Source organism: Advenella sp. S44, assembly GCF_002810445.1.
Lineage (GTDB): Bacteria > Pseudomonadota > Gammaproteobacteria > Burkholderiales > Burkholderiaceae_B > Advenella.
On the sequence record NZ_NEXS01000008.1, the window covers coordinates 1 to 26,686 of the forward strand.

The following is a 26,686-nucleotide window of genomic DNA, read 5'->3' on the forward strand; positions in this document are numbered from 1 at the left end:
TTTGAGTCGTTTTACGTCGGAGAGCTCCATGCCGCCATATTTGGCTCGCCATTTATAAAATGTGGAGTTACCTACATGATGCTTGCGGCACAGCTCTTTAATCGGTATCCCAGCTTCCGCTTCTTTCAACATCGCCACAATTTGGCTTTCTGTCATCCGTTTGCTCATCGTAAAAATCCTTTTTTCTTAGTGTAAGAAAAATTCTACGCTTCAGCTGTATTATTTTAGGGGATAGTTACATAAAATAAACTTGAGTTGGAAAGTGGTATGTGCTTTTACACAATTGAATACGCTATATGTCACAGTTGGGAATTTGCCAGCTGCAATTATTTTTTATATGGGAATACAAAATAACTTGCCGTCATTTCAACATGTAGACAAAATTTTTTGTAAACATCTTGACAGTGGCAAGATTTAAATATAAATTTCAAATTATTATTTGAAATTTATATTTAAATCCAGATGCATGTCGACCAAAGAAAAAATTACCACCAGTGCCCTTACCCTTTTTGCCACACGGGGTTTTGATGCAACTACATTAAAAGATATTACGACGCACGCCAACGTCAATGTCGCTGCGATCCACTACCATTTCGGCAATAAGGATGATCTGATACGGGTCGTACTGGAATCGGTCGCCCAGCCAATCAACGCCTTGCGTATGCAAGCGCTTGAAAAATTATCAGGAGACGGGACGCTGACGCTGGAACGAATTGTGGATGCGCTGGTCGCTCCGCCCATCATGCACAGCCTGAGGACCACTGGCGACAGCCGGCTTCTGGTCAGGCTTCTGATGCAAGCCAGAGCACTGCCCCAGGCAACAACCAACGCCGCGATCTTTGAGCAATACGACGCCATGGCGCTGCTTTTCGTGGAGTCATTTATGAAAGTTACGCCGGGATTAAATCGAGCGGAAGCATTCTGGCGCTACTCGTTCACCATTGGTGCAATGATGTACATCATCAGCGATGGTGATAAAAACTATCATCGTCTCAACAGGCTATCGGCCGGGCTTTGCGACACTGACGATCCCACCGTCATCATCAACCAGCTGGTTGCATTTGTAGTCGCCGGATTTGCGGCGCCAAACGTCACCCTACTTGCTCGCAGAAAAAAAGGAAAAACATGACTCGAAAAATTATCGACTTATCAGTTACCCTTGAGGACAAACCCACTTCTCCGGCCCACCATCAACCGAAAATAGATTACGTCAATCACGACGATTCGTGGGAGTTGTTCGGCAAACTTCTGCCGGGAGTCACTCCCGCGGACATGCCCGACCAAAAAGCCTGGGCCGTGGAAAAAATTTCATTATCAACCCATGCTGGCACCCATATGGATGCCCCCTGGCACTACCACCCTACCACCAATCATGCATTGACGGCGGGAGGCGAGCCCGCGCCCGGCATCGATCAGGTACCCCTGGATTGGTGCCTGAAGCCAGGCGTCAAGCTGGATTTTCGTCACTTTGAAGCAGGCTACGTGGTCACGCCACAAGATATACAGGACGAACTCACGCGCATCGGGTACGAACTCAAACCCCTGGATATCGTGGTCGCCAACACGCGCGCTGGAGCCAGGCTCGGGCAACCGGATTATTGGGAAAGTGCCTGTGGTTTCGGGCGCGACGCAACGCTGTGGATGCTGGAGCAAGGCGTCCGGATTGTCGGTACCGATTCGTACAGCTGGGATCCCGCATTCAAGTATGTCATTGAGCGGTTCAATAAAAGCAAAGATCCGGCCATCCTCTGGGAAGGACACAAAGCAGGCCGTGAAATCGGTTACTTCCAGATGGAAAAGCTCACAAACCTGGATCAACTGCCCTCTCATGGATTCACGATCAGTTGTTTCCCCATAAAGATCAAAGATGCCTCGGCCGGCTGGTGTCGGACAGTGGCGATCCTGGAATAGCAACGCCTTACTCCACTCCTTTATAACCACCGAGACAATGGTTTTATTATGCCTTTCTATCAATACAAGCAAATTGCAAAAGAAAAATTCTCTCACGTCACTGCACGTTTTTTCGGAATCACACTAGCCGTCGTCATGCTCTCCTTTATTGCCAACCCGGCAACTGCAGCTTACCCAGAAAAGCCGATAGAGCTAGTCGTACCGTTTCCCCCGGGCGGCATTGTCGATGTCGTGACCAGAACCATGGCTCGCCAGTTAAGTAACGCATTAAAGCAACCGTTAGTGGTCGTGAACAAAGCGGGGGCTGGCGGTTCGATTGGTGCCGCACAGGTGGCCCGGTCGGCGCCGGACGGATACACATTGCTGATGGCTTTCGACACACATGCCATCAACCCGCTTCTGTACAAGTTGCCATTCGACTCCGACAAGGACCTGACACCGATATCGTTGCTCGGCACATCGGCCTTGGTTCTTGCCGTACCGGCTTCCGTACCAGCCAATAGCGTCCCGGAGCTCGTTGCAATGGCAAAACGTGATCCCGCCGCCCTGAACTATGCATCAACAGGCGCAGGCAGTTCAAACCAGCTGGCTGCCGAACTATTCAAGTCGACCACAGGCATCAATCTCACGCATATACCATACAAAGGCGGCGCGCCCGCCATTGCCGATTTACTGGCCGCACGCGTTCAGGTCATGTTTGTCAGCACAAGCTCTGTCCTTTCACACATCCGCGCAGGCAAGCTCAAAGCGCTTGCGGTTACAACAAAGCAGTCAATACCTCAATTACCGAACGTGCCGTCCATCACTCAGTACTATCCGTCTTTTGAAGCCAAATCCTGGATCGGCGTGCTGGCGCCGGCAGGCACTCCCGACGACATCATTTCGCGACTGAATACAGAAGTCAAAAATGTTCTGGACACGCCAGAAATGGCTGCTTTTTTTAACAAACAGGCTATCCAGGCGGCACCCTCTTCACCGGCGGAATTTGGCAAGTTTATGCAAGACCAAACCAAAAAATGGTCGAATGTGATCCGAGAGTCGAATATTAAGGTTGAGTAGCGCGTGTTGGGAATCGGTAATAAGGTACATTAAACTACCGCCTTTATATCTACCTACATCAAGCCGTGATCCGACCATATTGCTGCAATTGCATTTGCGTCCAAACGGCTTTGATGGCATCTACTGCGCCCATTACGTGCACCTCCATCACCGGGTTCCGCCATGCGAATAGTAATAATTTACTTACCTGATGTTTAACGATATTTCTTTTGTCATAGACTTATCTGTATTCAATCTAGTCGCTCAATAGCCGGATAACAGAACGTACCTTCAAGATGTGGTCGTTGCGGCTGGTATAGGCGCAAGGTCAGATAGAAGTTTTCTCCTGACGGCGCCGGCAACCAGTTTTTTCCTAACCCAGGGTTATCTGTCTGAATAGCAATGCTCAGACCACCGTCTGCATCACGGCGCAAACCTTGAGTCCGGTCACCGATGGAATATCGATTGATAGGATTGGCAACAAGCAGGCAGTCGCTGCGGCGATATAACGTGATAGACCAAAATGCATCGACCTTCGGGCCTTCACCGGGCGCAAAGCGCAAGACATAGCGTCGTTCTCCTGTCAGCGCCTCATCTCTTGCATCGACTTCAGCCATGATGTACATCGCCTCGTCGACCCCGAGCGTGCCGATCCAATTGCGTGCTACCCTTGCACGCGTCACAATGTCATCTTTGAACCCGGTGCGTATATTGATAGCTGTCGTCCATCCGCCACCCAGTGCGGATGAATTGGCCACTTCGCGCAGATTGGTATAAACCTCGGCCAGCGCTGTATGAAGGTCGCATATGGCAGGCGGCCATCCCGGCACCGGCGCCGCAGGCGGATTACGTCTGAGCATCACATCCAGCACGCGCAAATATTCGTTCGCATCCGGTATCCCCGTATCTCGATTTTCGATAAGACAATCAACGGTGCACAGCGCCGACGCACCGTCCGGCCTGTAGATAGCAAAGCGATCTTGCAGAGCATGCACCTTCGCAAGATCTGTCGAATCTGCGTCCACCAAGATACGACCAATGATCCATACATCCTCACTGGGCGAACTGATTACATGCATCCCCGCAGGGATTTCCCCTTCCCAGCCAGGTCCATGGACAAACAGCCGTTGCGCCTCACCGCCTGTGGTTCGCCGACCCGCATAGGCCCACGGATTGGTCCAGGCATCAAGGAACCCCAACACCCAATAGCGAGAACCGAAAGCCGGCACGTCGATTATCAACGGACCGCCAGACAAATCAAGCCAGGCATTCGAAAACAATGTGTCGTTATTGGGTGTGACAACTTCCTTATCGTCAGGACTTCGCAAGCGGCGTGTATGCGTAAATTGATTCACCCAGCGCATGCTTGAGTCGGGAGCGTCTCCTGCAAAACCCTGCACGGAATGACGCCGTGGGGTTGTTGCAGCCCGCATACGTGCCATCTCAAACAGCGGCAACGTGGCCATTACGGCAGAACAAGCATTTGGTTGTGTCGCGGATATTGGGGAACGAGTCAATAAAACGGCATCCAGTGCGATTGCACCTTGGCCTTTGGGCATCACCATAATTGGATTTATTTCCATTGAAATGAGGCTGTTGCCAGCCGACAGTGCGAATTGCGAGATGCGCACGATGGCATCAGTTAGGGCGTTGACGTCCGCACTTGATAAACCTTGGGCACCGGTTAACAGGGGCGCTATTTTCAATTCGCCGATCATCTCCTGAGCCAGCTCACGATTGACAGGCGCAAGCCTGAGTGCAATATCGCCCATCAATTCGACATTGGTTCCGCCCGAACCCAACATGACAACAGCCCCCAGTGAGGGATCGTGACGCACGCCAAGAATGCATTCGATGCCTCCCCGGATCATTGGTGCAATAAGCACGCCGTCCAACTCAGCAGTGGGTTCTGCGCTGCCCACCGCTGCCACGATACTGTCATAAGCGGCACCCGCTTCGTTTTCATCGCGTATATTCAAGACAACGCCGCCAGCATCGCTCTTGTGAATAATGTCAGCGGACAATACCTTCATGGCCACGGGAAAACCCAAATCACGGGCGCAGGCAGTTGCATCATCGCGAGATTGGGCTTGACGCTGCGGGATGGTAGAAAAACCGAAACCGGCCAATAGATCCATCGCCTCGGCCTCATTGTAGATCTCGCGATGCAGATGAACGGCCTCACCCTTCGGTTGGTCTGGTGTTAAAGGCCGTTCATAATGCGCTGCAAAAAAGTTCATGGCGGCCAGGACGCGAATGGCTCTTGCTGGATCCGAAAAACACAAACAACCTAGTGCTTCGAGCATCTGCTGTTGTTCAGTACCGATGAGTGCACTGAAGATTATTACTCGGTCTGGGAAATCACGTCGCAAATCCTCGGCCAGCTTGCGCTGAAGTCGCAGCATGATCGGAGTGCTACCATAGGCAGCAAGGAATATAAGAAGGCTACCATAATCTGCTTCTCCCAACATAGCTCGGGCAGCCAATTCGATCAGCTCCGGTTCGGTGGTTACCTGACCGGTCAGATCAACAGGATTGTCGGTAACGGCCAGAGGTATCTTATTGCGAATCAACGCTTGAACTGCAGAGGATAACGGCGCTACATCAATTGAAGCATCAGCCGCGTCATCCGCCATCATCGCGCCCACGCCGCCAGATACCGTAAGCAAGCCCAGGCGCCCGTTGACTGGGGTTCCAGCCACGGCGAGGCCTTGGGCAATATCAAAAAACTCCTCGATCGAGCGGGCTCGCCAGACGCCACATTGACGAAACATGGCGTCATAGACAGCATCGTCACCTGCCAAGGCTGCGGTGTGCGAAGCCGCTGCCTGCGCTCCCAGTCTGGTACGTCCGACCTTGACAAGTACCACCGGCTTTCCTGAAGCGCGTGCCAGCTCCAGTGCCCGTCGTAACTTGACGCCGTTGCGGCAACCTTCAAGATAGGCCATGATAATTTTAGTATCCGGATCACATGTCATCCAGGCTATGCAATCCGCAATATCAATATCCGACTCGTTTCCCGTCGTTATCCACTTCGACAGGCCGACACCGCGCCGCTGTGCCATGGCATATGCATAGGCACCGAAGGCCCCACTCTGGCTGACGATTCCAATGGGGCCTGGTTTGGCCAACCCGACACTCAATACTGGGGAAAAGGTAGCATACACAGACCGGGCAACGTTCATGAACCCCAGACAATTAGGACCAAGTATCCGAATGCCGGCAGCCCGGGCTCTGCTAGACAACCGATCCTGCGCCAGGCTTCCTGCTTGTCCCACTTCTGCGAACCCTGCAGAAAACATGACAATATTTTTTACACCGCTGGCAATTGCATCTTCCAGCGCCGCCTCGGCGCTGCTTGCCGGAATAGCAAAAATGGCCAGATCTATTGGTTGATTAACCGCAAGCAGCGAAGCAAAGGCAGGACGTCCGTGAATCTGTGCCCCGTTGGGATTGATGGCATATAGCGCACCTTCGTAACCGTGTTCGACAAGATAACGTACAGGAACGGCACCGATCTTGTCCGGATTGGAGGATGCACCTACGACTGCAATGGATGCTGGCGATAAAAAAGAGTCGAGATTGGTCTGGATCATAGTTTGTCTGCGAATTCGCGTGATATGTCTCTGCAGAATGCACGACAGATTCAGTTTATTGAACCCATAGAGACGACAGAGCCATGATAGCGATCCGTTTTTTATAAGACAAACTGTAATTTATGATAGTTTAATAATAATTAATTATTAATTGATAGTCAGGTTTTGATCTGCAAAACTGGCGAAAGCCAGGCATTGAGTGCTATCTTGCACAAGCGCAAAGTCAATCACACAGATGGTGTATTCAGGGTGAAATCAAGAAAGCTCTCCACCGCCGGAGACAATGATGACCGGTGCCGGGCGAAGACTGCGATACGCCAAGTGACAGTAGGCTGTGATAGTGGACGAAACGTCAAGCCAAATCCCTCTACCAGATCTCGGGCCATTGATGGACAGACCACATAGCCATGGCGAACCCGCAACATGGAAAGCGCAGTATTGACGCGATGCACAGAAATAATTCTGGGAGGATGGTGTCGTTGTGGTACGTTGCTCAATACGTTGACGGTCAGATTAGGCATGTAGTTGATGAGTGGCCTGTTACTCAGTTCCTTCCAGCATACCGATTTTTTTTCCGCCAGAGGATCATCCCCTCGCAAAGCTACCCATAGCGGATCGGCCCTGATCATATGAGCTTGTATAGCCTCGTCAACCGGCACGCCTTCCGGCCCAAATCCGATATCTGCGCTGCCGCTATGCAAACGAGACAATACCTGTTCGATGGGCACATCTTCAAATCGAACGTCAATACCAGGATTCTGCTTCTCATAGCGAGCGATGAGCTCAGGAAGCAACGTACACGATAAGGGCTCTGGCGCTGCAACGCGTACCACGCCCCTGCGCAACTCCTTCAGGTTAGTCACACTCTCCAGCGCCTCTTCCAAATTACCAAGCAGTCGACGCACCAGAGGTTCAAATGCGACACCTACAGGCGATGCGCTGACATTGCGCGTATCACGATCCAACAGACGTACGCCCAATCGGCTTTCCAGCTCCTTGACCAGACCGCTGAGCGCCGCCTGCGACAAATGCATTGTACTGGCGGCTTCGGAGAAACTGCCGGATTCAAGAACAGCAAGAAACGCACGCAATTGACGCAGCGTGATTTCCGGCGTAGAGGCGCGTCGCTTCGGTTCGGAATCATACATGGATTTATAACCCAGGCCTTTAAATTGAAAAGAAAATCAAGCTTGTCCGTATAGAGCGGGCGACCTATTATATCAGCAGGTCTACGCCTGCCCTGCTTATCAGGCTACCGGTCAGCGGTACAACGATTCAAATAACCAGGAGACAATGATGGGAATAAATCGACGCATGTTGTTGGGAACGGCTGTTGCGGGTATCTGCAGCGGCCTCGCTCCACGGGCATTTTCCCGGGAAGACTGGCCGTCACGTCCGGTTAAAATTGTCTCACCCTATGGAGTGGGGGGCCCCAATGATCTGTCCGCACGAATGATTGGCGACTATCTTGCACGGCATCTGGGACAGACTTTTATCGTCGAGAACAAAACCGGGGCCGGAACGCGGGTTGGCAATAGCTTCGTCGCACATGCACCAAATGACGGATATACCATTTTGTATGCTGCGGCGCCCTACACGACGCTGGAAGCACTGTATGGCACGCTTCAATATGATCCGCGCAAAGATCTGAAACCCATCGCCATGACCGCAGTGGCGCCCCTTTTTTTGGTTGTTAATGCAAAAACACCGATAGGGTCTGTTAAGGATTTGATCAGCTACGGAAGAGGACAGTCCAAAGGTTTGACTTTTGGTTCCCCAGGCTATGGCTCATTGCCTCACCTTGCCAGCGAACTACTCTTTCGCAATGCGAAAGTAAAGGGACTGACCGTTCAATATCGCGGCGATGTTGCAGCCTATACCGATTTACTGGCGGGGGGACGAATTGACGCGACGCTGACCGCAATCACGGCCGCATTGCCGCATATCCGTCGCGGAAGCTTGCGTGTGCTTGGCGTAGCCTCTACCACGCCTAGTGCAATTTATCCCGACGCAACCCCGTTGAGTGAACAGGGGTTATCGGATGTCGTTGCATCCGGCTGGTATGGATTCATGGCCCCGGCTGCCGTGCCCGCAGAGATTGTGAAACGATTGGATGATCAGATCAATCGGGCTCTGTCTGATCCGGACATACAGCAGAAACTATCAGCACTGGGGCTGGAATCCCGGCAAAGTAACGCCGCCCAGTTCGGCGACTTTATTGATGCCGAAACGCAAAAATGGAGCCAGGTAATCAAAACAGCCGGCATAAAGGGAACGTGAATTTTTGCAGGAAATTGATCGCTATGTTGATGATGGACATTTTGTAACGGTTGTCATGACTCGACGGCAAGCCCGCTAAATCAAAAACTCACTTTCGACCTTGGCGCGCCACGCATCGAAATTGATGTGTACGTCGGTACAGCAAATCCTGCGCTATCCGTAGCACCAACACGTTCAGCTCCGACCTGAACCAACATAATATTGGACACGCGCCCCGCATCATTGCTACTATAAAACGCATGCAAACGCCCTGTTTTTAAATGGAGTGATCATGCAGTTATGTCTTGCCCCACTGCAGGAGATAGCCTCTCCTGGCTTTGAACTTCCTGCCAACGCCTGCGATACCCATGCCCATGTCGTGTCCGACGATACCAATGCGTTCCCGTTTGTCGCCGATCGAAGTTATACCCCGCCCGCAGCGCCTGAAACCCGCTATTTATCCATGCTTGACCACACCGGCATGCAACGCGGTGTCCTCGTGCAGATCAGCGTGTATGGCGATGACAATCGCTATATGCTGCAGGTGCTTGAACGCCACCCGGACACGTTGCGTGGCATCGCCGTAGTCCGGGACAACGTCACAGACGCCCAATTGAGGCAGATGCATGAGGCTGGGGTTCGGGGTCTGCGAATCAATGTACTTTTCGGCGGAGGCACCGGCTTTGAGGCCATGGAGAACCTCGCCCGAAAAATTGCTAATTACGGTTGGCATATGCAGTTTCTGATGGACGCACGCCAGCTACCTGAACTGCTGCCGCGCCTGAAACAACTACCTGTACCGGGCGTCATTGATCACATGGGTCATATGCCTGTGGCTGAAGGCATAAACCATCCCGGATTTCGGGCAATGCAGGAATTGATCGAACACCATGGCTGGTGGGTCAAGCTGTCCGGAGCATATCGCATCAGTGACGATTTCCCTGAATTTGCTAACGTCGTGCCCTGGGCCCAGGCGCTGATTGCGACTAATGAAGACCGCATGGTCTGGGGCAGTGACTGGCCTCATGTGTCCATTCCCCGCATGCCTGATACCGGTTTACTGCTGAGCCAGCTGGCTCAGTGGGCTCCAAGCCCCGCTCAACGCAAGAAGATATTGGTGGACAACCCGGCCGTCCTTTACGAATTCTCAAGCTGAAAACAGACCGCTCCGGAACTAATCAAGCCAGACACGTCACAGGAGACACCAGATGAACTGGTACACGCAATTGAATCGGAAAGAGAAAAACACCTTTATCGCCGCTTTCGGCGGCTGGGCGACCGACGCCTTCGATTTCATGGTGTTCACATTTGTCATTAGCGCCATTATCCAGCTTTGGGGCATCAGTAATGCCGAGGCAGGTATCCTGGGCACCATCACATTGCTCTTTTCAGCAATCGGCGGCTGGGGCGCCGGCATCCTGGCCGACCGCTATGGCCGGGTACGTATCCTGCAGATCACCATTCTCTGGTTCTCGGTATGCACGGTGCTGATTGGCTTCGCACAAAATTTTGAACAATTTTTTGTCCTGCGGGCACTGCAAGGGCTGGGTTTTGGCGGCGAATGGGCCGTGGGCTCGGTGCTGATGGGCGAAATCATCCGGGCCGAACACCGGGGCAAGGCAGTGGGCACGGTGCAAAGCGGCTGGGCCATTGGCTGGGGCGCCGCGGCGCTCATCTATACGCTTATGTTTTCCATCTTGCCGGTCGAGTGGGCCTGGCGCAGTCTGTTCTGGATCGGCGTTTTGCCAGCACTGCTGGTGCTGTTTATTCGTCGCCACGTTCCTGAGCCTGAGATTTTCAAGAAAAAAGTACTCGAACAAAAAAATGTGTCCAGTCTCTGGGGAATCTTCGCGCCAGGTGTTATCAAGACGACCCTGCTTACCGCCCTGCTCTGCACCGGGGTGCAAGGCGGCTACTATGCCATTACGACCTGGCTGCCAACCTTCCTGAAAACGGAAAGACACCTGTCTGTTGTCGGTACAGGCAGTTATCTGCTGGTCATAATCGCCGGCTCATTTTGCGGCTATATCGCTGGGGCGTACTTTGCCGACCGATTCGGGCGCAAGGCCAACCTGATCTTGTTTTCGGTATTTTCAGGAGTCTGCATCTATCTATATACCGCGCTCCCTCTTAGCAATACGCAGATGCTGATATTAGGCTTTCCACTGGGTTTTGCAGCCTCAGGGATTTTCAGCGGCATTGGCGCCTACCTGACCGAGCTGTATCCGTCCGCGATTCGCGCCAATGGTCAAGGCTTCTCCTATAACTTCGGGCGCGGTGTGGGCGCCCTTTTCCCGGGGCTGGTCGGCTATCTGAGTCAGACGATGGGTCTGGCCGGCGCCATTGCGGCGTTTGCGACGGGTGCCTATGTACTTGTTCTACTCACAACGTTTCTGCTGCCGGAAACAAAGGGTAAAGAGCTGACCGATTGACCAAAAAGCGACGTATCTGCCGTATATTGGAAAAAAACAGTCCTGTTATGTTCCAAAAACACAACATATTTTAGGGAATATCACAATTGAGTGTATAATAAACAACGTACGGTCCTATATAAAAACAGAATCCAACAAGCCGTGATGGCAATGCCCTGGCGGGCGCCTTCACGAACAGACACAACGCCTACCGTCGGTATGACCTTGTGAACCATACCAGTATCAAACGGATAACTTCCCTCACTTGATGGCACCAGAAGCATCGTTTTCTGTGCACAAACATCATTTTTCAGACTGCAGTACGACCCGCTTTCGTGAGTGGTAGTGCAGAACCAGCTTTCTGCGAAAGCGCCTGGCATCCGCATTTGCATTTTCCGGCATCTTGCCGTGGTTCGTGTGTTCGCGCCTCTTGGGTTGCACCACTTTGCCCCGCATCTGCCGTTGATTATTAATCTTTACAGGAGAACAATATATGGCGAAAGAAGAACTACTTGAAATGAGTGGATCTGTTACAGAAGTATTGCCTGATTCCCGCTTCCGGGTCACGCTGGACAATGGGCATCCCATTATTGCGTACACCGGCGGCAAAATGCGCAAGCACCATATTCGTATTTTGGCTGGCGATAAAGTCACCCTTGAAATGTCACCTTATGACCTGAGCAAAGGTCGCATCACCTTCCGTCACATCGCAGGCCGTGCGCCAGGCCCAGCGCGCCCACGTCGCCGTTGATGCGCACCGGCTTCCGATAGCCACCGCAGGCAGCCTTGCGGGCAGATATTCGTGCAATATCCTGCCGCAAGCCTTGCGTAAAAAATATGTTAGAATTTTCGACTCTGTAAGACTGCCGATATAGCTCAGTTGGTAGAGCAGCGCATTCGTAATGCGAAGGTCGTAGGTTCGACTCCTATTATCGGCACCACTGCATAAACACCCCTTGATTAAACATTGTCAGTAACTATAAAAATCAATGGCTTATCGGGATGAAATGAAATTTTCGATACTAATTTTCGATACTGTATCCCTCGCAAATTGACACAAACCTCCCCAAGATTTGCCCACGCAAACGGAATTTTCTAACATGGTTAAGAATCCCGTCGATTTTACCGATCAACAGATTGAAGAACGGCTCGATATATGGACCGCGCTAAGTGAAATTTTCGTTAACGTAGAACAAACACAAGAAGAGTTTGACCAGCATATGGATATGGTCGCAAGAAACGTTGCGCCAATGGGTTATTCACTCGACAGCTTGAAAAACATCATTGTCAACGAAATCGGCCCATTTTTCATAAGAAACTTCAGCGTTTTGAATTCAAGCCCAGAGACTGATTTTTGGACTAGGGAGCAGGTCGAACTCATAATGAAGCAGTTCAGGTCCCAGAGAAATACGTTGGATGGATGGATGCAACGTATGTTTAAGAAGGATCCATTAAAAAACCCTACGGTTTCACGTCGATGGAAAGGACTGCAGCAACGCCTTATAAAACTCGGTGTACAACCACATACCTATTAGTCCGCAGTCGGGAGGACAGTCACCAAACCCGGTATACCCCTGCGTTCCAACCGCGTGGAGCCAAGACCCTCCACTGGCGTCGGAATGCCGGCAAATTGATTTGGCAGTTATAAACGGTATTTAGGCCGTCACGCAGCAAACGACAGACGATCTGATATATTAATGATCTAATAAGAGATAGAAGACGGGCTTACTGTTTCAAGACACGATCCGCCGGCCCTGACATTGACGCAGACGCGCTTATCACGATGGAATTGGAAACGCCTGCAATTAAACACCTGTCCGATACCGCATCGAATATCAAATCCGGCGTAACATTAAATAATTAGTACAACAACGGAGGTTAAACATGACAGATATCATCCATGAAGTGAACGGCAGACAATTTGCACTTCGGCAAGAATCAGATGGCGATGTAGTGGTTTGGCGTGCGTATGAATTGCCATCCAATAATTTGGTTCGGGGCGCAGAATCCTGTGTAACAACAGACGTCATTGCCGATAGGAAGCATACACATCAGTTTGATGATCCAAGCGAAATTGCTGTGAATGCGCTCAAGGAAACACTGGACAAGCAATTCGGAAATCCTGAATAAGGTCAGGCGTGCATTGCTGTGCCATGATCTGCAGAGGTCGGCTGGATCATTGGCACAGCGCTAACACAGACCTGGCGGCCGACTGCCTCTATCCCGCGTTAAAGAAGTCTATAAACCGTTCATAATCCAGCGCTTGGCATTCAATGGTCAGCGTAATTTTTCCCTCTTCCGGAATTTCGATTGCACTGGTAGCCACTCGTACACCTTTAAATAAGTGATAGATGCGCGCGCCGGATTCTTCCATACTACACGATCAGATTAGTCCAAGCTCCTTGAGTACAGACTTGGTCACCTCCAGGCGTAATTGCCCGCCCGCTGCTTTTGTGATGTCCATATTCATGGCGTAGATATAGGTGTTATCGGCAGTCTCCACGTAACCCACCAGCCACCCCAGCTTGACGCCAGTTGCATCGCCAAAACCGACCATGCCGGTTTTGCCGCTTAAGGTCCATGACGGTGTTTTTTCCAATACGATCGCCCGTTTTACGATTTCGGTGCTCCGTCTGGCAACTCCGAGCTGCTGAAAATAAAAGCGTTGCAAGAACGCAATCTGCTCAAGTGCAGATATTTTCAGTTCACCTTTCAGCCAGAAATGGTCTATTGCACCTGAAGAATGTATCAGAACTCTGCCAGATATCGTGCAATCTGTTTTCGAGGAAGCGTTGCAGGGCTCCTAAGTCGTAATCTGATTTTGCCTAGTGCGTTTCGCGCAACCGCAAGCCCAATACCGGCCAATAGTGATATTGGATTCTCCTTTCCTAATACTTGCATAATAGCTGCCAACGTTGCTCGCCGGCCAACTATCGCGGTCACAGCAGCCCCGGCTTGCTGATTTCCAGCAAGGTAAAATACCCTTTGTACTCAACCGGTAGCCACCCCCCTGTATCAATATGATGGACATTGCCAAGTGTCATAATCATGGGGTGGTAGTTATGACCGACAACAACATGGTCGACCCCGGCTACCCGTGTTACGTCTTGGCGTTCAAATCGATCGCGTGCCCACATCGCGCGCTGGCGGTGTGACTTGGAATCAAAATAGCTTTCCAGATCGTTCCAGTGTCGACACGGCACATCGGCATGAACGATGCCAATTCGTCCGTTTGCCGTCGCAACTTCTATGGCCATGGGCAGCAGCTCCAGCCTGGCAACCAGCATTTCTCGATCATGCGAGGCTTGCTCAATGAACCAGCCTCCGCCGTTGAGCCGGTAATTATCCTCATCCATCCGACCAATGCGATGGTAACGAATGGCATAATCGTCATGGTTGCCGCAAACCGGAAAAAACCAGCCGGTGTCGATCAGCTTAATGACCTGTTCATTTTCAGGGCCGCGATCGACCAGATCACCTACGCAGAAAAGCCGGTCTTTATCCCCATCGAACACCACCGTTGCCAATGCCTGCATCAGTTTTGTATAGTGGCCGTGGATGTCGCCGACAACAAAATCACGTCCTTTTCGATTCAACTCGAACTTGTGCACATATGCCATTTATCTTCTTCTCCCTTCATCGCGCTTTATCAGGATCAGGATCAGGCCCTGGTCTTTTTCCGAAGGCCGTTGGCCAGAAAAGGCTATTTGTTGCGCTTGCGACGTCGATAGGCATACCAGACGGGGATTGCCACCATCACAACTGCGCTGATGACGGCAAACACGATTTCTGTGCCTTCTGTCTCAGACGGCGAAAAATAGAAAAGAGAGGCGCACACGACCGCAGCACAAAATGCAAATACCGCTGCCACTATCTGGCGGACATAAAGCGGTTCCTGTTCTCGGCCTGATGGCGCAAAAAAGAAAGCCGCAATCGTGGCGACTACCATAAGTATTCCAATTAGCTGAGCCCATAAATCCATTGCAATCTCCATCTTGTCCGATTACTCATCGATTATAGGATGCCTGAATAACAGATGCAGCGTAGCGCCCGACCAGTGGACACGCAACGCCAATGCACGAATGCGACATGACAATCACCGGTTTGCCACGGCCATTGTCCTATTTGACACGAGTCAGTACGCCCACGTCTTCGTTGATATTGAGCGGCCTGTCCAGCTGTTTCAGTTTTCCGCCATCCACCGATTGCAACGTGTTATTCGATCGCAGCCCAAATAGCCAGTCTTGTTCGCTGTTGTTATCCGCCTTCAGGCGCAATAGCGTATGCAATCCCGATTTTTCAAGGGTCCAGTTCCCATGCAGCGTTTTTTCCAGCGCGTCTCCGCTGAGCACAAACCTGCCTTTGGAATCGAGCTTCAGTTCAATATCGTCTCCCGAGAATATACCGGCAAGAAACGTCTCCTCCGATTTCGATACTTTGTCCCGATGCGCGTCAGCGCCGCGGGATGTCGATTGCGCGTTTACTGTGTTTGTCATGGTTGCAACGCCAATTGAGGCCAGCAGTAGCAAACCGGAAGTCGTAAATATTAGGCTTTTCTTCATGCTCAATGCTCTCTGATAGTCAAGAATCTCTGGTTGTATTTGCGTATTCAGCGATCCGTAAATCAGTAAAGTAACAAAAGATTTCTTACATTAATCTGAACGTAATCAGATATCCCTATGATCATTACAGTTGTGGTTGTTATACACTTGAATAACATCCCCGGCGCAATATATGGGGGCTCCCTTCTTACCTGTTTTGAGAGGTAGACAATGAGCAAAACCATTTTAGTCCCAATTGACGGGTCAAAAAACGCAGCCAAGGCGCTGGAGTGGGCCACGTCGCTGGCAAAAACGGCCGCCATGAAACTGCTTGTGGTCAATGTCCAGCCGAGCTTTCAGACCATTCACGCCAAGACGCTGTTCAAGCACGAGGATATCGAGCAGTACCAACAGCAATTGTTCAATGAAGTGATGGAACCGGTAAACGCCAGATTACAACAAGCCGGCGTAGACTATGAAACCAAATTGCTGATCGGGGATCCCAAGACGTGCATTGTGCAAGAGGTCAACGATCAGCAGAACAGCAACTGGCCGGTGGATATGGTCGTGATGGGCTCACGCGGCTCGAATCCCTTATTTTCCGGATTGCTCGGCAGTGTAAGCTATGCCATGATCCACTCCGCAGTCTGCCCGGTGACCATTATTCCTCAAGACTAGGCTGTTGTTTACAATCCCAGATCGCTCAGTCCCGGATGGTCATCAGGCCGCCTGCCTGGCGGCCACCGGAATTTGCGTTCGCTTTCAGCAATTGGCAAATCATTAATGGAAGCATGTCGACACGACATCAGGCCATTGCCGTCGAATTCCCAGTTTTCATTGCCATAAGATCGAAACCATTGTCCGGAGTCGTCATGCCATTCGTAGGCGAATCGCACGGCAATGCGCTCGTCTTCAAAAGTCCACAATTCCTTGATCAGGCGATAGTCCAGCTCCCTGACCCATTTGCGCGTCAGGAAAGCAACAATCTGCTCCCTGCCCTTCACAAACTCGGCCCGGTTTCGCCATTTGCTGTCCACGGTATATGCAAGAGATACACGCTGCGGATCGCGTGAATTCCAGCCGTCTTCGGCCATCCGCACCTTCTGGATCGCAGTCTCCCGCGTAAAAGGCGGCACAGGCGGGCGCATTTCAGATGTCGTATTCATGTACATTCCTTATTTCAATAATGTAAAGCAATAAAACAATGAGCAACTGTTAAAGGACAACGACAAATTGTGAAAGGTACTTTGCATCGACGCGAAGTATACGCATCGCACCGGCTTGTCGGTGATACTGGCAAGGCTGTCGATATTGCCGTCAGTCCATATCATGCATTATCCCCACAGCCAGGCTCGGTCTGCCGCCTTATCCGGCATTGCGACGTGGAATTCGATGCGTTTCGGTGACTCGCGTGATATATGACACGCCCGGGATGGACACGCCCGGGATGGACACGCCCGGGATAGGGATATCAGGGTCTGTCCCGGATACGTACAGTTCAACAATATCATACAAGCGTCCCGTCGTCTTTTGGGCGCGGGCTCGTCCACGAGACGCCGCAAGCAACTCGCGATACACTTGAGTCTGAACGTAGCGGCACCGGAATAAAATAGCCCGGCAGGCGATGGCCGGCACACAGAGGAATCTATGAAAGCGCTTGAAAACGAAATCGTCCGTGTCATCTCCAGGCCCTCGGGCATACCGACTGCTGAAAACTTCAAACTGGAAACGCTTCCGGTTCCTGAGCTTGAAGCCGACCAGATTCTGGTGCGCAACGAATGGCTGTCTGTCGATCCGGCAATGCGCGGGTGGCTGGCCGACGCCAACAACTACGCAAGTGTGCGCGTCGGCGACGTCATGCGATCACTATGTGTCGGCACGGTCATTGAATCGAACGCAGCAACAATTAACAAGGGCGAACGCGTAATGGGCTGGTTCGGTTGGCAGACCTATGCCGCTGTCAAGCCTGAGGCAATTGTTCAGACCGTCAGCGCCAGCGATCTGGCGCCGTCGTTGTATCTGGGCGTATTAGGCCTAAACGGCGTGACAGCAGCGACCGCACTGGACAAGCTGGGATCTCCCAAATCTGGGGAAACGGTTGTCGTGTCCACAGCTGCCGGAGGTGTTGGCTCCTGCGTGGGACAACTTGCCAAAGCACTGGGCTGCCGTACCGTCGGCCTAACCAGTTCCGAGGAAAAGGTGCGTGCGTGCTATGAAGCATTTGGGTATGATCATGTCATTAACTATAAGACCGACGATATCGGTTCGGCCATAAAAGCCCATTGCCCGGATGGTGTGGACATCTATTTCGATAACACGGCAGGCACGATTTCAGACGCCGTTATACGGCATCTGGCTATCGGCGCCCGTGTAATTGTATGCGGTACGGCGTCAATCCAAAGCTGGGATCCGCCCCCAGTGGGGCCTCGCGTAAACCGCATTCTTCTGACCCGCCGGGCCCGCATGCAGGGGTTCATCCTGTTCGACCACAAGGATACTTATGCCTCTTATGTTTCTCAGCTTGAGGAATTAATCAGGACAAAAAAACTGACTTATCGAGAGCACATTACCGAGGGCATACACACGGCTCCCGGTGCGATTGCCGAACTATACCGTGGAGAAAACCTGGGCAAGCGGCTTATCCGGCTGTAGTCAGCTTGCGTAAAAGCCAGAACCGGGCGCCGTAAAAGGTGGCGGTAGTAAACTATTGGCACCACGGCTGACAGGAAAAATCCCCAATGAAAATATGCCCCCAGTGCACCACCGAACTTGAAGACGCGGCCACAAAATGCGTCTCTTGTGGTTTTCAATTGGAAAAACCACAGCGTACATTGACGGGTAAAGTCGTCAAGTGGCTTTTTATCGTCTTTAACGTGGCCATGATCTGCTGGGTCGTGGTGGGCATGGGCCTGCTGGACCAGGACTCGCAGTCCAGTGCGCTACCTCGGGGAACGGAAGACACCGAAGGCATGGGTGTTACAGTCATCATTCTGATATGGGTTCTCTGCAATTTTATATTTGGACTGGTTGTCTGGGACACCCGGGCAAAGAACAAGGCCCTGCAGGAATCGCATAATAAGGTCCAGGAATGACCGGCGACAAATCGCAAAACGATCCGCGCTGCAAGATCTCAGATTGCAACGATAGTCTGTTTTGACTTCAATGTCCGTTGCGGCGCTCGCAACAGGCACTGGCAAAGCGCTTGCACGCAGCAATGGCCACCCAAGTGGCCATCAGCGGCAATCCAGAAACGGTTACTGCGGCTTGGTTTTGGCAATGCTTTCACGCACGCTGAATTTGTCATACCATTCTTTCAAACCAGGGAACCGCTTTTGCCAGTTGTACTCTGGCAGCCGGAAATCCAGGTAATCAAATGCACACGCCAGGGTAATGGTGACGATATCGATTCGGTCGTACAGTTGCGGCGCCTTCCCTTCAAAGTACTGCAATGCCGTTGTGATCTTGTCGGTCTGCCCTTCCACCCACTCGTCCCAGCGTAACGCTTGTGGTCGTGCCAGCAGCTCGTAGCGCACCAGCAAGGAGGCCGCGATCGCGCCGTCTGCGACCGCGTGATCCGTAAGCATCTTCCAGCGCGTATGTTCATCGCCAAACAGATTACCTTTGAAGGTGGTGTTCAGGTATTCACAAATGACCCTGCTATCGAACAGTACCTGCTCATCATCAGTAATAAATGTCGGTACCTGGCCCAGTGGATTGAACGGAATAATATTGCGATCGCGATTAACAGGATTTGCGGCAGCCGGCAGACGCTCAATTCGATCCACGATTCCCAGTTCGTCGGCAACGATCATTGTCTTGCGCACAAAAGGCGATGCGGCAGAATAAAAAATTTTCATTTATGTCTCCTCGATAAAAATCATTCAAAATTAAATACTAAGACCCTATGACAGGGGTAGACGCGGATCCGGCATGCTGAATATCTGCCTTGGCCTTGCGATCAGCCCATGTAGCCAACCCGGTCAGTATCGCCAGCAGGCCTCCGAGCAGGCACGTGCCAGCCCAGCCGCCATATGTCCAGGCCACCGTGCCAAGTGTCGATCCCGAGGCGCCGCCAACAAAGTAACTGGTCATGTACACTGCATTCAAACGCGATCGCGCCTGCGGCAGCAAAGCAAATATGGTGGTTTGATTATTGATGTGGATGCCCTGAAGCGCCAGATCGATAACGAGCATGCCAGCGAGAAACCACCAAAGATTATTATGGCCCAGCCATAGCAATCCCCAACTGACCAGCAACAATACCACGCTGACCGCCGTTACTGTATCGCCCAGCCCGCGGTCGGCAAGACGCCCGCCCAAAGAGGCCATCAGGGCGCCCATGACGCCGGCCAGTCCCACCAGGCCAATGGCTACGTCGCTTAAACCATGAGCTGGTCCAGCCAGCAACAAAGCCATTGTCGAGAACAGCGCGCTGACCGATGCAAACCCCAGCCCGCCCATGAGCGCACGCGTACGCAGGCGCGGCTGCTCGCGCAACAATGTGAGCATTGAAGCAAGAATGGACATATACGCCTGGGCCTGAGGGTTTCTGGAGGACGGCAACTTAAGCCAAAGAATAGTTGCAATGCCAAGCATGACGACACCTGACACCAGATATACGGTAGACCAGCCGCCTATGCCCGAGAGCAAGCCGGCAACGCTTCGGGCAAGCAAAATACCAGTGAGCAGCCCGCTCATGACCATGCCCACTGCACGACCGCTACGGGAAGGCGCAGACAGAATGGCCGCCATCGGCACCAGTACCTGCGCCGCCACGGAAAACAGCCCTGCCATGCCGACTCCGGTAAACAGCATGGCACTGTTGAGCGCAAAGCCGCTAATAAATTGTCCGACCGCAGCCAGCACCATCAGGCCGACCGCAAGCCGCCTGCGCTCGAATTTGTCGCCCAGCGGCACAATGAAAAGCAGTCCGAGTGCATAACTGACCTGGGCTACGGTAACTGTTAGGGCTGCATGCGCCTCGGTGATGCCAAGACTGACGGCAATGGAATGGAGCAACGGCTGGTTAAAATAGTTTCCGCCAGCGCAAAGGCCGCAAGCGATGGCCATTAATAACAGCACAGGTGTTGTCAGGTAAGACTGTTCAGATTCTTTTTCAGACATGGGCAACCAAATACGAAATACTATATATTTAACCAGTATTATTATAAAATAACAGCGTCAAGCCGGGCTTGCGGCTTTCTGGTTCACACCCTGCTTTGCCGCCACCAAATACCTTTTTTGCTTTCCCTGCATTTTGCTTTACGCAGTAATGTTTAGCGCGACACAGTTTAGCGCGACAAAGCAGTTGGATCATTAAACCACAGTCAGAACGCATCGGGACAAGGAAACATGCAATGCGACTCGTTGCCAGTTGCAACCTGGCTTTCGTCGCTTTTGCTCCGGACCTGCAAGTCAATGTAAGATATTCCAGTCAAGCCGCCTGCTGCAAACGTTAAAGTCTGACGTCCAGCAACATCGCTGAGCAGCGTGATCCGGTCACGGCGTCGTTCCGAGCCGGTCACTGCGATCGCGCGATCGATCACTGCGCGCGAGTGCCCGGGAGATCGATCACTGCGCGCACGAGATCGGTCGCGGTACGTTAACGAACCCATATTTGTTTAACGGTATGTAATTAAATTGATAATGCAATGAGCAATATTCCTCTTTTCCCGTCGGATGCCCTTCCCGCTCCAGCCTCTGGCCCGCCCGAGCAACAACTGGGAGAAGGCGCGTGGGTGTTACGTGGATATGCGCTGGGATTTGTGGACAGAATACTGGCGTCGCTGCGCGACATCCGTAAGCAGTCGCCCTTTCGTCATATGGTGACGCCTGGCGGCTACACCATGTCCGTCGCCCTTACCTGTTGCGGCACCGCAGGCTGGACAGCTGATCGCAAAGGCTACCGTTATGCCGGCACTGACCCGGACACAGGGCAGCCATGGCCCGCCATGCCCGATGCATTCCTGGCGCTCGCTCGGCAAGCAGCCGATCATTGTGGCTACGCCGATTTTGCACCGGATTCGTGCCTGATCAATCGCTATGTTCCCGGGGCCCGGCTTAGTCTGCATCAGGACAAGGACGAGACCGACTTTTCCGCACCCATCGTTTCCGTCTCACTGGGCATGCCAGCCATATTTCAGTTTGGCGGTCACAAGCGCAGTGACCGCCCCGAGAAAATCCCGCTGTTTCATGGCGACGTGGTCGTCTGGGGTGGTCCCGATCGTCTGCGCTACCATGGCGTATTGGCGCTAAAAGACAATCCGCATCCTTTATTGGGATCCAATCGCATCAACCTGACCTTTCGCAAGACACGCTAATCAGTCGACGGTTGCTCCCGAATCCTTAACGGCTTTTCCCCATTTTGCAATTTCAGTCTTGATAAATTTATCTGCCTGCTGTGTCGTCTGTGGCATTGGCAGCGCACCACGATCAGCAATAAAGGCAGACAGTTTAGGACTGTTAAGCGCCTTGACGATTTCTGTGTTCAGTTTTTCAACAACGTCTGCCGGCGTCTTCTGAGGCACAAAGACGGTGGCCCAGCCGATCGCTTCGAAACCAGGTATCGTCTCACTCACGGCTGGCACATCCGGCAAAGCCTTGAGGCGGTCTGCCGTTGTTACGCCCAGCGGCACGGCTTTATTGTCTTTAATATAAGGCAAGGCCGCTGTTACCGAGTCGACCATCAATGGCACCTGATTGCCGATAAAGTCGGTCTGTGCCGGGCCGCTACCTTTATAGGGAATATGCCTGAGCTTTATGTCGGTTCCCGCCTGGAACATCTCTGCCGACAGGTGTTGCGTGCCGCCAATGCCGGCGCTGGCATAAGCCAGCGACTCAGGTTCTGCCCGGGATTTGCTCACCACATCCTGCAGCGACTTAATGCCCGACTGGGGATTGGCCAGGAAAATCAAGGGTACGGAAAACACGCCCGAGACGGCCTGCAAATCACTATCCAGGCTGAATCCGGGATTTTTATAAAGTGTCTGGTTAACAGCTGCGGCGCTGCCGCCTACCACAATCGTATAGCCATCGGGTTTGGCTCTTGCCGCTTGCTGCATGCCGATATTGCTTCCGGCACCCGCCTTGTTTTCTGTGATAACAGGCTTGCCCATCGCTTTGCCCAGTTCGTCAGCCAGGGCCCGGGCAAAGGTGTCTGTCGCCTGTCCGGGCGGAAAGGGAATGATCATTGTGATTGGTTTTTCGGGATACGCTGCGAGCGCGCCGCCCGATGTCAGTGCAATCATCAAGCCCAGTAGGGATTTTTTCAATGTGTTCTCCTGGTTGGTCAAAAATATGCCGATATCATATATGCAATAATGACCGGGACAACAAATGCACGCCCCTGCAGGCAAAGATAGATCGCCTCTGTGATGTTCTCCTTGCTGCAGGGCAAACCTGCAACATGCACTCCGACCAAAGAACTCAGTTGCCGCCCTTGATGCCCGCTGCATCAATGACTTTCTTCCAGCGCACCAGTTCTTCTGCGGTATATTCGCCCAGTTGCTGCGGACCCATATACTCGGCGGTAGCGCCCAATGTTTCGGCTTTCTTTTTATACTCAGGCGTAGCCATGATCTTCTTGATCGCGGCATTTAAGCGCTCGACCACATCTTGGGGCACTCCCTTGGGGCCATACATGGCAAACCAGGAAGAAACTAGTAGATCCGGATACCCTGCTGCGCTGGCGGTTGGTACGTCAGGAAGCGATGCCAATGGCTCCTTGCTTGTCACCACCAACGCCTTGAGCGCACCCGATTTGACATGCGGCAGCAACGGCGGTGGTGTCGTAATGGTCATATCGACCACACCAGCCAGCAGATCCGTCAGGGCCGGGCCCGTTCCTTTGTAGGGAACGTGTGTGGTCTTGATACCGGCCATCTGGTTCAATTGCTCGGTCGCCACATGCTGAAGCGCACCGGTTCCGGAAGACGCATAATTGAGTTTATCCGGGTTATCCTTGGCGTACTGTACCAGCTCCTTCAGACTGTTGACCGGCAGGGCTTTTTTGACGACCAGCAATTGCGGCGCAGACAATACATTTGCAATTGGCGTGAAATCCTTGACCGGATCCCAGCTTACTTTTTCAATGCTTGGCGTAATGACCTGGTAGCCTGAATATTGCAGCAACAAACTATAGCCGTCGGGCTTGGCACGCAACACCTGTTGGGCTGCGATACCACCAGAGGCGCCCGGTTTGTTTTCCACCACCACGGGTTGACCCAGTTCCTTGCTAAGCGGATCGGCAATCATACGGGCCGCCAGATCGGTCGTACCACCCGGCGCCGCTGAAACGATCAGCGAAATGGGACGTTGCGGGTAGCCCGATTCCTGCGCCATCGCATTTGTTGCCGCAATCGTGCCGATCGCCACTACCAGCAGCGACTGTTTTAATAATTTGTGTTTCATGAATGTCTCCAAGTTGTTTTCTGTCATTAATAACGATGCTACTTACCATGCGATCGCAAATATCTTTGTTCGCTTTACTGCCACGGACAATGCCGTCAGGTCATTGACTTCGTTTGCTGTAGCGTCACAGCGTTTGTAGTCGTTCAGTTCATCTGCTGCGGATGCAGTACATCTGCTATAGTTTTACTGACAATGCTCTGGCTGCATTGCATCTGCTATCGCTCCGCTGCAACTGCTGCAGCTGCACTGCATCCGCTAGAGCTTTATTGCATTTCTTGCAGCTCAAATGCATTTATTGCTGCATTACTGCGCCTGCTGCAACTGCCTCACGTATTCAGGTATCGGGTGCAGCGCCATACGCGCGCCGGCGGCCAGTGTCTGACTGTTCACGTCGTGCCCTATTAATGGCGCCAATGTCCTGCTGATCGCCAGAATGCCATCCAGATTCACACCCGTGTCATATCCCATCAGTTCGAGCATATGCACCAGGTCTTCTGTGGTGGCGTTGCCCGAGGCGCCTGGCGCATAAGGACACCCGCCCAGTCCACCCAGAGAGCTGTCAAATCGCAGCACGCCAGCCTGCAACGCCGTGACCGTATTGGCCAGCGCCATCCCGCGTGTATTATGAAAGTGTGCGGTTACCTGCAGCTGTGCGAAACGGTCCAATACAGCGGCAAACAAATCGCCGACCTGTGTTGGATAGGCCATGCCGGTGGTATCACAAAGCGTTACTCCATGCACGTCCAACTGCGCGAACCGGTCTACCCATTCAAGCACTTCGTCTTGTGCGATATCGCCCTGCATTGGACAGCCAAATACCGTAGACAGAGAAACATTGATGGCCGTATTGGTGTTTCTGAGCTCTTTTATCACGGCGGCCAGCTGCTCGAAGGAGCGCGCCCGGCTCATGCGCAGGTTCGATAAATTATGGGTCTCGCTTACGGACATCACCAGATTGACTTCGTCCACGCCGCAGGACAGCGCCCGTTCGGCGCCACGCAAATTGGGCACCAGCACGGTATATACAACGTCCGGATTGCGGCGGATCTGGTGCATGACCGCTTCTGCGTCTTTGAGGGCTGGAATGGCTTTTGGCGAAGTAAACGATGTCACCTCGATCTTTGCATAACCGCAGTCGCTAAGTTGATCAATAAACGCGATTTTGTCGTCCGTTTCAATAAACCGAGCTTCGTTCTGGAAACCATCCCTGGGGGCCACTTCCTGAATAAACCGTTTTTTCATGTGTTGCTCCTATGTCTTGCGCGTCAACATACCCGTGCCGGCCGGCTGCGATTAAATCATCATTGGGCCGGGATAAAAGCCCAGGTCTCAGATAATGCCACGCACCTTCCAGTCATCGCGGGTTGTGGCATCAATACCCAACTGATCCAGAATCTCGTGTGTATCCTGGCCGAGCACCGGCGCCCGGCGCCGCACATCTCCCGGGGTTTCGCTCAATTTGGGCAACACGCCCGGCAGCGTTACCGGTGTGCCATCTTCGAGTTCTCCTTGAACCAGCATGTGCCTGGCACGGTAATGAGGATCTTTGGCAATATCGGCAGCATCATAAATACGTCCGCCCGGTATGCGGTGCGTATGCAATTGCTCAAGCACCTGGTCAAGTGTGTGTTGCGCTGTCCACTGCCCAATCACACCGTCAATATAATCGGCCTGTTTTGAGCGACCGTCGTTATACTGGAAAGCCGGGTCGTTGCCGATATCATCGCGCCCAATCAAGGACATCAGGCGCTTGAATATACTGTCCCCGTTACCGGCGATCAGCGCATATTTGTCGTCGGCGCAGCGATAGGCATTGCTGGGGGTAATTCCTGGCAGACTGCTGCCTGCGGGCTGACGTACTTGTCCAAACACCGAATATTCGGCAATCATGCTTTCCATCATATTGAATACGGATTCATACAGCGCCACATCGATCATTTGACCAGCACCGTTGAACTGATCGCGATGTCTCAATGCAAGCAACACGCCAATCACCCCATGCAGGGCAGATAATGAATCGCCGATAGAAATCCCGACACGCACCGGCGGCCTGTCCGGTTCCCCGCTCAAGTGCCGCAAACCACCCATGGCCTCGCCCACCACCCCAAAGCCGGGCAGATCTTTATAAGGTCCGGTCTGGCCGTATCCGGAAACACGCAGCATAATGAGCTTTGGATTGATTTGCCTGAGCGCTTCAAACCCCAAATTCCATTTTTCCAGCGTACCGGGGCGAAAATTCTCCACAATCACATCAACGTCTGCGACCAGCCGGCGGATGACGTCCTGCCCTTCCGGTTCATGCAAATTGAGGGTGACCGATTTCTTGTTACGCGACTGCGATGCCCACCAGACCGACGTACCTTCATGCAGCAAGCGCCATTTTCTAAGCGGATCGCCCGTGCCGGGGGGCTCTATCTTGATGACTTCAGCCCCGAATTCAGCCAACATTTTCGTGGCAAAGGGGCCGGCTATGAGTTGTCCCAACTCCAGTACTCTGATTCCATCCAGCGGTTTTGACATG

General features: G+C 52.5%; 28 protein-coding genes and 1 tRNA gene. 14 read left to right on the forward strand and 15 right to left on the reverse strand.

Annotated elements, in window-relative coordinates:
- Positions 1 to 168 (reverse strand): transposase (locus tag CAP48_RS20480; protein ID WP_153045702.1); only part of this gene is annotated, 168 nt, incomplete at its 3' end.
- Between the two features lie 298 nt (positions 169 to 466).
- On the opposite strand from CAP48_RS20480, the gene CAP48_RS12855 reads away from it, so the two are divergent.
- Genes CAP48_RS12855 through CAP48_RS12865 form a run of 3 tightly spaced genes read left to right on the forward strand, consistent with a single transcriptional unit; the run spans position 467 to position 2,970 of the window.
- Positions 467 to 1,129: a TetR/AcrR family transcriptional regulator gene (locus CAP48_RS12855; protein WP_100697348.1), complete on the forward strand. Its 663-nt coding sequence runs from the start codon at positions 467 to 469 to the stop codon at positions 1,127 to 1,129.
- Complete coding sequence (locus CAP48_RS12860; RefSeq protein ID WP_100697350.1) at positions 1,126 to 1,911, forward strand: cyclase family protein; 786 nt, start codon at positions 1,126 to 1,128, stop codon at positions 1,909 to 1,911. The genes CAP48_RS12855 and CAP48_RS12860 overlap by 4 nt, the downstream gene beginning before the upstream one ends.
- A 48-nt stretch (positions 1,912 to 1,959) precedes the next feature.
- Positions 1,960 to 2,970 carry a tripartite tricarboxylate transporter substrate binding protein gene (locus tag CAP48_RS12865; protein ID WP_100697352.1) on the forward strand — a complete coding sequence of 337 codons (1,011 nt, stop codon included), beginning with the start codon at positions 1,960 to 1,962 and terminating at the stop codon, positions 2,968 to 2,970.
- A 230-nt stretch (positions 2,971 to 3,200) separates the two neighbouring features.
- On the opposite strand, the gene CAP48_RS12875 is transcribed toward CAP48_RS12865, so the two are convergent.
- Positions 3,201 to 6,545: an acetate--CoA ligase family protein gene (locus CAP48_RS12875; protein ID WP_100697354.1), complete on the reverse strand. Its 3,345-nt coding sequence runs from the start codon at positions 6,543 to 6,545 to the stop codon at positions 3,201 to 3,203.
- Between the two features lie 227 nt (positions 6,546 to 6,772).
- Positions 6,773 to 7,693: a LysR family transcriptional regulator gene (locus CAP48_RS12880; protein ID WP_100697356.1), complete on the reverse strand. Its 921-nt coding sequence runs from the start codon at positions 7,691 to 7,693 to the stop codon at positions 6,773 to 6,775.
- A gap of 145 nt (positions 7,694 to 7,838) precedes the next feature.
- On the opposite strand from CAP48_RS12880, the gene CAP48_RS12885 reads away from it, so the two are divergent.
- The 7 genes from CAP48_RS12885 to CAP48_RS12915 all read left to right on the forward strand — a co-directional run bounded on the left by CAP48_RS12885 (position 7,839) and on the right by CAP48_RS12915 (position 13,345).
- Positions 7,839 to 8,825 carry a Bug family tripartite tricarboxylate transporter substrate binding protein gene (locus CAP48_RS12885; RefSeq protein ID WP_369806355.1) on the forward strand — a complete coding sequence of 329 codons (987 nt, stop codon included), beginning with the start codon at positions 7,839 to 7,841 and terminating at the stop codon, positions 8,823 to 8,825.
- Between the two features lie 271 nt (positions 8,826 to 9,096).
- Positions 9,097 to 9,960: an amidohydrolase gene (locus tag CAP48_RS12890; RefSeq protein WP_100697360.1), complete on the forward strand. Its 864-nt coding sequence runs from the start codon at positions 9,097 to 9,099 to the stop codon at positions 9,958 to 9,960.
- Positions 9,961 to 10,012: 52 nt separating this feature from the next.
- A complete protein-coding gene (locus tag CAP48_RS12895) occupies positions 10,013 to 11,236 on the forward strand; it encodes an MFS transporter (RefSeq protein ID WP_100697362.1) in 1,224 nt (407 codons plus the stop codon).
- Positions 11,237 to 11,708: 472 nt separating this feature from the next.
- Complete coding sequence (infA, locus tag CAP48_RS12900; protein ID WP_100697364.1) at positions 11,709 to 11,966, forward strand: translation initiation factor IF-1; 258 nt, start codon at positions 11,709 to 11,711, stop codon at positions 11,964 to 11,966.
- Between the two features lie 114 nt (positions 11,967 to 12,080).
- A tRNA-Thr gene (locus tag CAP48_RS12905) sits at positions 12,081 to 12,156 on the forward strand.
- Positions 12,157 to 12,315: 159 nt separating this feature from the next.
- Complete coding sequence (locus CAP48_RS12910) at positions 12,316 to 12,750, forward strand: hypothetical protein (protein WP_100697366.1); 435 nt, start codon at positions 12,316 to 12,318, stop codon at positions 12,748 to 12,750.
- A gap of 349 nt (positions 12,751 to 13,099) precedes the next feature.
- Positions 13,100 to 13,345, forward strand: coding sequence for a hypothetical protein (locus CAP48_RS12915; RefSeq protein WP_100697368.1), 246 nt, complete (start codon positions 13,100 to 13,102; stop codon positions 13,343 to 13,345).
- Between the two features lie 88 nt (positions 13,346 to 13,433).
- On the opposite strand, the gene CAP48_RS20245 is transcribed toward CAP48_RS12915, so the two are convergent.
- The 5 genes from CAP48_RS20245 to CAP48_RS12935 form a co-directional block, all read right to left on the reverse strand.
- Positions 13,434 to 13,589 carry a hypothetical protein gene (locus tag CAP48_RS20245; RefSeq protein ID WP_161495261.1) on the reverse strand — a complete coding sequence of 52 codons (156 nt, stop codon included), beginning with the start codon at positions 13,587 to 13,589 and terminating at the stop codon, positions 13,434 to 13,436.
- A gap of 9 nt (positions 13,590 to 13,598) precedes the next feature.
- Positions 13,599 to 13,982 carry a penicillin-binding transpeptidase domain-containing protein gene (locus tag CAP48_RS12920; protein ID WP_100697370.1) on the reverse strand — a complete coding sequence of 128 codons (384 nt, stop codon included), beginning with the start codon at positions 13,980 to 13,982 and terminating at the stop codon, positions 13,599 to 13,601.
- A 172-nt stretch (positions 13,983 to 14,154) separates the two neighbouring features.
- Entirely contained in the window at positions 14,155 to 14,835 is a 681-nt protein-coding gene (locus CAP48_RS12925; RefSeq protein WP_100697372.1) for a metallophosphoesterase, read from the reverse strand.
- A gap of 83 nt (positions 14,836 to 14,918) precedes the next feature.
- Positions 14,919 to 15,197 (reverse strand): hypothetical protein, encoded by a 279-nt coding sequence (locus CAP48_RS12930; RefSeq protein WP_153045703.1) that lies wholly within the window; start codon positions 15,195 to 15,197, stop codon positions 14,919 to 14,921.
- A gap of 139 nt (positions 15,198 to 15,336) precedes the next feature.
- Positions 15,337 to 15,711, reverse strand: coding sequence for a hypothetical protein (locus CAP48_RS12935; RefSeq protein ID WP_153045704.1), 375 nt, complete (start codon positions 15,709 to 15,711; stop codon positions 15,337 to 15,339).
- Positions 15,712 to 15,987: 276 nt separating this feature from the next.
- Between CAP48_RS12935 and CAP48_RS12940 the strand changes: the two genes are divergently transcribed.
- Positions 15,988 to 16,434: a universal stress protein gene (locus CAP48_RS12940; RefSeq protein ID WP_100697378.1), complete on the forward strand. Its 447-nt coding sequence runs from the start codon at positions 15,988 to 15,990 to the stop codon at positions 16,432 to 16,434.
- A gap of 8 nt (positions 16,435 to 16,442) precedes the next feature.
- On the opposite strand, the gene CAP48_RS12945 is transcribed toward CAP48_RS12940, so the two are convergent.
- The gene (locus tag CAP48_RS12945; RefSeq protein ID WP_100697380.1) at positions 16,443 to 16,922 is read right to left on the reverse strand and encodes a nuclear transport factor 2 family protein; all 480 of its coding nucleotides are present in this window, start codon (positions 16,920 to 16,922) and stop codon (positions 16,443 to 16,445) included.
- 481 nt (positions 16,923 to 17,403) lie between these two features.
- Here CAP48_RS12945 and CAP48_RS12950 point away from each other — a divergent pair, with 481 nt between their 5' ends.
- Both CAP48_RS12950 and CAP48_RS12955 read left to right on the forward strand, forming a co-directional pair.
- Positions 17,404 to 18,408 carry an NADP-dependent oxidoreductase gene (locus CAP48_RS12950; RefSeq protein WP_100697382.1) on the forward strand — a complete coding sequence of 335 codons (1,005 nt, stop codon included), beginning with the start codon at positions 17,404 to 17,406 and terminating at the stop codon, positions 18,406 to 18,408.
- A gap of 86 nt (positions 18,409 to 18,494) precedes the next feature.
- The gene (locus CAP48_RS12955; RefSeq protein WP_100697384.1) at positions 18,495 to 18,848 is read left to right on the forward strand and encodes a hypothetical protein; all 354 of its coding nucleotides are present in this window, start codon (positions 18,495 to 18,497) and stop codon (positions 18,846 to 18,848) included.
- Between the two features lie 162 nt (positions 18,849 to 19,010).
- Here CAP48_RS12955 and CAP48_RS12960 read toward each other — a convergent pair whose 3' ends face one another.
- Positions 19,011 to 19,613, reverse strand: a complete 603-nt coding sequence (locus tag CAP48_RS12960) for a glutathione S-transferase (protein WP_100697386.1) — start codon at positions 19,611 to 19,613, stop codon at positions 19,011 to 19,013.
- Between the two features lie 37 nt (positions 19,614 to 19,650).
- Positions 19,651 to 20,880, reverse strand: coding sequence for an MFS transporter (locus CAP48_RS12965; RefSeq protein WP_100697388.1), 1,230 nt, complete (start codon positions 20,878 to 20,880; stop codon positions 19,651 to 19,653).
- A 527-nt stretch (positions 20,881 to 21,407) separates the two neighbouring features.
- On the opposite strand from CAP48_RS12965, the gene alkB reads away from it, so the two are divergent.
- The gene (alkB, locus tag CAP48_RS12975; protein ID WP_100697392.1) at positions 21,408 to 22,076 is read left to right on the forward strand and encodes a DNA oxidative demethylase AlkB; all 669 of its coding nucleotides are present in this window, start codon (positions 21,408 to 21,410) and stop codon (positions 22,074 to 22,076) included.
- Here alkB and CAP48_RS12980 read toward each other — a convergent pair whose 3' ends face one another.
- From CAP48_RS12980 to CAP48_RS12995, 4 genes are all read right to left on the reverse strand, one after another.
- Positions 22,077 to 23,003 carry a tripartite tricarboxylate transporter substrate binding protein gene (locus CAP48_RS12980; RefSeq protein WP_100697394.1) on the reverse strand — a complete coding sequence of 309 codons (927 nt, stop codon included), beginning with the start codon at positions 23,001 to 23,003 and terminating at the stop codon, positions 22,077 to 22,079.
- A 178-nt stretch (positions 23,004 to 23,181) separates the two neighbouring features.
- A complete protein-coding gene (locus CAP48_RS12985; protein ID WP_100697396.1) occupies positions 23,182 to 24,165 on the reverse strand; it encodes a tripartite tricarboxylate transporter substrate binding protein in 984 nt (327 codons plus the stop codon).
- Between the two features lie 303 nt (positions 24,166 to 24,468).
- On the reverse strand, positions 24,469 to 25,407 hold the full coding sequence (locus CAP48_RS12990; RefSeq protein ID WP_100697398.1) for a hydroxymethylglutaryl-CoA lyase: 939 nt from the start codon (positions 25,405 to 25,407) through the stop codon (positions 24,469 to 24,471).
- A gap of 87 nt (positions 25,408 to 25,494) precedes the next feature.
- On the reverse strand, positions 25,495 to 26,685 hold the full coding sequence (locus CAP48_RS12995) for a CaiB/BaiF CoA-transferase family protein (protein WP_100697400.1): 1,191 nt from the start codon (positions 26,683 to 26,685) through the stop codon (positions 25,495 to 25,497).
- Between the last annotated feature and the right edge of the window lies 1 nt (position 26,686).

Bases quoted from the DNA above. Each gene is read 5' to 3' on its own strand.
- CAP48_RS12855 (WP_100697348.1), top strand. From the start codon at position 467: ATGTCGACCAAAGAAAAAATTACCACCAGTGCCCTTACCCTTTTTGCC.
- CAP48_RS12860 (WP_100697350.1), top strand. From the start codon at position 1,126: ATGACTCGAAAAATTATCGACTTATCAGTTACCCTTGAGGACAAACCC.
- CAP48_RS12865 (WP_100697352.1), top strand. From the start codon at position 1,960: ATGCCTTTCTATCAATACAAGCAAATTGCAAAAGAAAAATTCTCTCAC.
- CAP48_RS12875 (WP_100697354.1), bottom strand. From the start codon at position 6,545: ATGATCCAGACCAATCTCGACTCTTTTTTATCGCCAGCATCCATTGCA.
- CAP48_RS12880 (WP_100697356.1), bottom strand. From the start codon at position 7,693: ATGTATGATTCCGAACCGAAGCGACGCGCCTCTACGCCGGAAATCACG.
- CAP48_RS12885 (WP_369806355.1), top strand. From the start codon at position 7,839: ATGATGGGAATAAATCGACGCATGTTGTTGGGAACGGCTGTTGCGGGT.
- CAP48_RS12890 (WP_100697360.1), top strand. From the start codon at position 9,097: ATGCAGTTATGTCTTGCCCCACTGCAGGAGATAGCCTCTCCTGGCTTT.
- CAP48_RS12895 (WP_100697362.1), top strand. From the start codon at position 10,013: ATGAACTGGTACACGCAATTGAATCGGAAAGAGAAAAACACCTTTATC.
- infA (WP_100697364.1), top strand. From the start codon at position 11,709: ATGGCGAAAGAAGAACTACTTGAAATGAGTGGATCTGTTACAGAAGTA.
- CAP48_RS12910 (WP_100697366.1), top strand. From the start codon at position 12,316: ATGGTTAAGAATCCCGTCGATTTTACCGATCAACAGATTGAAGAACGG.
- CAP48_RS12915 (WP_100697368.1), top strand. From the start codon at position 13,100: ATGACAGATATCATCCATGAAGTGAACGGCAGACAATTTGCACTTCGG.
- CAP48_RS20245 (WP_161495261.1), bottom strand. From the start codon at position 13,589: ATGGAAGAATCCGGCGCGCGCATCTATCACTTATTTAAAGGTGTACGA.
- CAP48_RS12925 (WP_100697372.1), bottom strand. From the start codon at position 14,835: ATGGCATATGTGCACAAGTTCGAGTTGAATCGAAAAGGACGTGATTTT.
- CAP48_RS12930 (WP_153045703.1), bottom strand. From the start codon at position 15,197: ATGGATTTATGGGCTCAGCTAATTGGAATACTTATGGTAGTCGCCACG.
- CAP48_RS12935 (WP_153045704.1), bottom strand. From the start codon at position 15,711: ATGACAAACACAGTAAACGCGCAATCGACATCCCGCGGCGCTGACGCG.
- CAP48_RS12940 (WP_100697378.1), top strand. From the start codon at position 15,988: ATGAGCAAAACCATTTTAGTCCCAATTGACGGGTCAAAAAACGCAGCC.
- CAP48_RS12945 (WP_100697380.1), bottom strand. From the start codon at position 16,922: ATGAATACGACATCTGAAATGCGCCCGCCTGTGCCGCCTTTTACGCGG.
- CAP48_RS12950 (WP_100697382.1), top strand. From the start codon at position 17,404: ATGAAAGCGCTTGAAAACGAAATCGTCCGTGTCATCTCCAGGCCCTCG.
- CAP48_RS12955 (WP_100697384.1), top strand. From the start codon at position 18,495: ATGAAAATATGCCCCCAGTGCACCACCGAACTTGAAGACGCGGCCACA.
- CAP48_RS12960 (WP_100697386.1), bottom strand. From the start codon at position 19,613: ATGAAAATTTTTTATTCTGCCGCATCGCCTTTTGTGCGCAAGACAATG.
- CAP48_RS12965 (WP_100697388.1), bottom strand. From the start codon at position 20,880: ATGTCTGAAAAAGAATCTGAACAGTCTTACCTGACAACACCTGTGCTG.
- alkB (WP_100697392.1), top strand. From the start codon at position 21,408: ATGAGCAATATTCCTCTTTTCCCGTCGGATGCCCTTCCCGCTCCAGCC.
- CAP48_RS12980 (WP_100697394.1), bottom strand. From the start codon at position 23,003: ATGATTGCACTGACATCGGGCGGCGCGCTCGCAGCGTATCCCGAAAAA.
- CAP48_RS12985 (WP_100697396.1), bottom strand. From the start codon at position 24,165: ATGAAACACAAATTATTAAAACAGTCGCTGCTGGTAGTGGCGATCGGC.
- CAP48_RS12990 (WP_100697398.1), bottom strand. From the start codon at position 25,407: ATGAAAAAACGGTTTATTCAGGAAGTGGCCCCCAGGGATGGTTTCCAG.
- CAP48_RS12995 (WP_100697400.1), bottom strand. From the start codon at position 26,685: ATGTCAAAACCGCTGGATGGAATCAGAGTACTGGAGTTGGGACAACTC.